At 45.4% G+C, this 4,266-nt stretch carries 5 protein-coding genes; 1 reads left to right on the top strand and 4 read right to left on the bottom strand.

Translation table 11 applies throughout. From position 1 onward, the window contains the following. From GX419_09145 to GX419_09135, 3 genes are all read right to left on the bottom strand, one after another. Positions 1 to 773 (bottom strand): carbohydrate kinase (locus GX419_09145; GenBank protein NLI24856.1); only part of this gene is annotated, 773 nt, incomplete at its 3' end. Positions 774 to 787: 14 nt separating this feature from the next. Then, positions 788 to 1,330, bottom strand: a complete 543-nt coding sequence (locus tag GX419_09140) for a hydrolase (GenBank protein ID NLI24855.1) — start codon at positions 1,328 to 1,330, stop codon at positions 788 to 790. A gap of 4 nt (positions 1,331 to 1,334) precedes the next feature. After that, positions 1,335 to 1,952, bottom strand: a complete 618-nt coding sequence (locus GX419_09135; GenBank protein ID NLI24854.1) for an SIS domain-containing protein — start codon at positions 1,950 to 1,952, stop codon at positions 1,335 to 1,337. Between the two features lie 392 nt (positions 1,953 to 2,344). On the opposite strand from GX419_09135, the gene GX419_09130 reads away from it, so the two are divergent. Continuing rightward, positions 2,345 to 3,379: an alcohol dehydrogenase catalytic domain-containing protein gene (locus GX419_09130; protein ID NLI24853.1), complete on the top strand. Its 1,035-nt coding sequence runs from the start codon at positions 2,345 to 2,347 to the stop codon at positions 3,377 to 3,379. Between the two features lie 18 nt (positions 3,380 to 3,397). Here GX419_09130 and GX419_09125 read toward each other — a convergent pair. Then, the coding region (locus tag GX419_09125; protein ID NLI24852.1) for a hypothetical protein at positions 3,398 to 4,266 on the bottom strand (869 nt) is incomplete at its 5' end.

The raw sequence follows: 4,266 nt of genomic DNA, 5'->3' as shown, positions 1-4,266 counted from the left end.
TTTACCAGACCATAAAGGATTCCCGCATTAAAGGTATCTCCGGCACCAATGGTACTGACAGGCTTTATAGCCGGCACACTGAAATGTTTCTTCAAAGAGGGCGTAATAAGGGTTACCCCGTCGGCGCTCTGGGTATAAATGAGAATCAGGTTGTCTTTTCCGATGGCATCGAATGCTTCTTCAGCGCTGGCTGCCCCGAAAATATAACGGAAATCCTCATGGGAACCTCTCACGATCATTGCGTTGCGAAAGTTTTCTATCAGAACCGGCCGCAGAAGGTCGAGTTCATTCAGGTGGGCTTTTCTGAAATTCGGATCGTAGTAGATAATTGTTTTCTTATCCTTGGCCTGCCGGATCATTCGGGAAAGGGGCCTGTGGATTTCCCGGGTAATTGCAAAGAATGACCCAAAGGCAAACAGATCATCTTTTCTTATATCAGGCAGAATGGTCTGAAGCCTTTCTGCAGGATAATCCTTGTAAAAGGAATAGGAAGCATTCATTTGCTCGTCAAGAAAGGCAAGAGCTATGGCCGTTTTACCTTCGGAAAAGCGAAATACTGACGAGGTATCAACTCCGTTGTTCCGAAGAAAGGCATCAACCAGATTTCCTATTTCATCTTTGCCATATTCGCTGATAAAGGTAACAGGAAGTCCAAGCCGGCCAAGCGTAATAGAGGTATTGAGCATGGCTCCGCCAGGCCGGGCCGCTTTGGGTTCACCGTTCCGGAATATAATATCAAGAACTGTTTCGCCAAGAGTAATAATACGTTGCATGAAATATTTCCTTTCTATTTAACCAGTGCTGAAATCGTTCTGAATGCATCAGCTTCGCTGGTTCGTGTAAGTTCAAACAGCAGAGATTCAGCTGTACTAATCACAGCTCCCTCTGAAATTATTCGCTGCAGGGCTATTTCCTTGTCATAAGGCTTCCGTGATGCGGTGCAGTCGGCAACAACAACCGGGGTGAAGCCAGCATTGATCAGGTCGATTGTTGTCTGCAGAATGCAAACATGCGTTTCGATGCCAAAAACAATAATATTGCTCCGATTATGCTGTTTCAGGGTTTTAAAAATATCAGGAGCATCACAACAGCTGAAGGATCTTTTTTCCAGAGGAGTAAATGGGCCAAGAATGCCTGCAAGTTCAGGAATTGTAGAACCAAGGCCTTTGGTATACTGCTGGGTAACAACAACAGGCACCCCGAGTATCTGAAGTCCCCGCAAAAGAATCCCGGTCATTTTCAGGAGAATCTCCTTATCTGCCATATGAGGAAAGAGTTTTTCCTGCACATCGATCATCAAGCCGAGGGATTGTTCTTTTAGAAGGCGCATGATGCTATTTTTTCTTGTCGTTATTTGCAATTTCCCTTGATTTGGCTCCGAGATATCCGCCATGATGCCGTTTGGCATAATCTTCAGGAGAGAAACGAATTCGTTTCATCATCATTACCACAAGAATATCCCCAATAACAGTCATTACCGTAGTGGAGGTGGTGGGAGTTAATCCGAGAGCGCAGACTTCCCGGGGGGCGCCCGTAAAAATGGTAACATCGGCCTTTCTGGCCAGGGGACTTTCGGGGTTTCCTGTAATCAATATAATCGGTATACCGGGTATAAGATTGCGGGCAAGATCAAACAGTTCGAGAATCTCACGTGTTTTCCCGCTGTTGGAAATCAGCAGAAGGAGGTCATTGGGTTGTAATACGCCCAGGTCGCCGTGCTGGGCATCTGCCGGATGCAGAAACACAGCCGGAGTACCTGTAGAACTGAACGTAGTGGCGATATTAATTGCAATCTGCCCTGCTTTCCCCATACCACTGGCGATTACCTTGCCTCCCTTCAGATGAACGCGGTTGTAGATCAGGTCCAATGCCTGCTCAAAGTGTTCTGCAACAGGAATATTTAAAATAGCGTCCGCTTCGTTCCGAATCAATTGTTGAATTTCTTTCCGCATAACGTTATGTAATGAAAAGCCAAAAATAAAGAATTTGAGCGTAAGGAAAAACTGCTTCTGTTTACCACTCGACCAAAAGGCTGAATATATGTTACATTACTCTGAGAATGTACCACTTTTAATTCGTCTGGTTTTATTTTAAAGCCACCTTAACCTGGCCTATACTAAATTAATTTGATTAGCAGAGTTCAACTCATTGAGGTCTCAAAGTCTTTGTTTTCCATGACTATTACGAATGATTTGTTCCATCATTTTAATTCTGCATGTCAAATAAAAAATATACTATGTAACCTGAGTTTATTTAAAAGTTGGATATCGGTATCTTTGGACCATTTCCGATCAATACCGGAAATTTTCCATAATTTAGGAACGAAAATTCAAATGCTCACAGTATGAAAGCCATGATGCTGACAGGCATTCGCCGGATGGAAATGCTGGAAGTGCCGGAACCGAAAATAATAAATGACCGGGACGTTAAGATACGGATGGACGTAGTCGGAGTCTGTGGTTCCGATATTCATTATTATACCACGGGGAGAATCGGCAGCCAGGTTGTCCGGTATCCTTTTCCGGTTGGGCATGAGGGAGCAGGAACGGTTGTGGAAACCGGGAAAAAGGTTACCCGGGTTAAACCGGGGGACCGTATAGCCATTGAACCAGCCATGCCTTGCGGGGAATGCGATCAATGCCTTGCCGGCCGGCCGCATACCTGCAGAAAACTGCGGTTTCTTGGCTGTCCCGGACAGGCTGAAGGATGCCTGCAGGAATATATTATAATGCCTGAATCGAGCTGTTACCCGCTGCCTGAAAACATGACGGCCGACCAGGCCGCTATTTCTGAACCACTGGCCATAGGGGTTTATGCTGTTCAGCAATCTGTTCCCATGAAAGGAAAGCAGATTGGAATTTTAGGATTCGGGCCTATAGGGATGAGCGTTCTTCTGGCGGCTCAGGCGGAAGGCGCGGAAAGGATATTCGTGACTGATAAAATTGATGCCCGCCTTTCCATTGCAAAAAAAAGCGGTGCCTTTCAGGCGTTGAATGTAACCAGGGAACCTGTTACTGAAATTATCAGCAAAGAAGAACCTCTGTTGCTGGATGCCGTTTTCGAATGCTGTGGTCAGCAGGAAGCTCTTGACCAGGCCATTGACCTCCTCAAACCGGGTGGAAAACTCATGATAATAGGCATTCCTGAATTTGACAGGTGGTCGGTTCCGGTTGACAAAACCCGCCACAAGGAAATCTGTATCCAGAATGTACGCCGGCAGAATCATTGTCTTGAAAAGACACTTCATTACCTTTCCTCGGGTAAAATTGACGTGAGCCTCATGCCAACCCACAGATTTTCCTTTGAAAAAGCAAAAGATGCTTTTGACCTTGTTGCTGAATACCGTGACGGCGTAATGAAGGCTATGATCGATTTTTAAAATGCAGTCTGGTTTGTGTTATTCCTTTAACCCGGATTCCGTTCGATGCACTTTCTGGAACACCAACCGTACAGGCAGTAATATAAAGACCCAGACAAACTCGGCCATAATCAGAAAAACAGAAACTTCCGGTTTCAGATACAGGATCGAAAGCGAAATACCGAGGCCGATATTGTTCATTCCTGAACTTATTGAATTGCTGATTTTATAATCAATCCCTTTCCTGAAACCCATAAGCCAGCCGGAAAAAAACATCAGTACATAGGCAACAGTGCCAAGGATAAAATCGATTAATACTCCGGCCGGATCGGCCAATATCAGCTTCCTGTTCAAAGAAATTGCAATCAGAAGCATAATAACCAGGCTAATGCTGGTAATCAGGGAAAGATTCTCCGAAATTACCCTGGAAATTTCCGGAACTTTACGTACAGGCAGATGAAGGAGAAAGGGAAGCAAAATGGTCAGAAGAACAGCTTTCAGCAAGGGCCATGAACTGATATGAACCTGGCCGTGAAAGAGCAACGGGGTAAGCAACGGTATGGTAATGATGGAAAGAAAACTGCTGAAAACAAGAACAAGTACCGGCATATTGACTGAAATGTCAAAGAGGGAGACGTAAGTGGGCGAAGCAACTGCAGCAGGCATCAGGAAAAGGAAAGCCAGGCAGAAAGCATAGAACGATGAGAAGGGCAGCACAAGAACAAAAACAGTTAGAGGAAGAATAAGAAAGCGCAGAATAACATACACAGTTGCCTGGGGCATCAGGGTGGCAAGTTTTCCGTCACCCAGGGAGACTCTGAAAAATGAGGCAAAAATGATCACGGCAAGAAGCACCAGCAGCCATCTGGCTGAACCCGGACCCGGCTCAGGAATAAACATTGCGGCCA

It is taken from the genome of Bacteroidales bacterium, from assembly GCA_012517825.1.
In the GTDB taxonomy this organism is placed as follows: Bacteria; Bacteroidota; Bacteroidia; order Bacteroidales; family JAAYUG01; genus JAAYUG01.
Note: the sequence above shows the minus strand (reverse complement) of the source record. Positions and strands in the feature narration are given on the sequence as shown.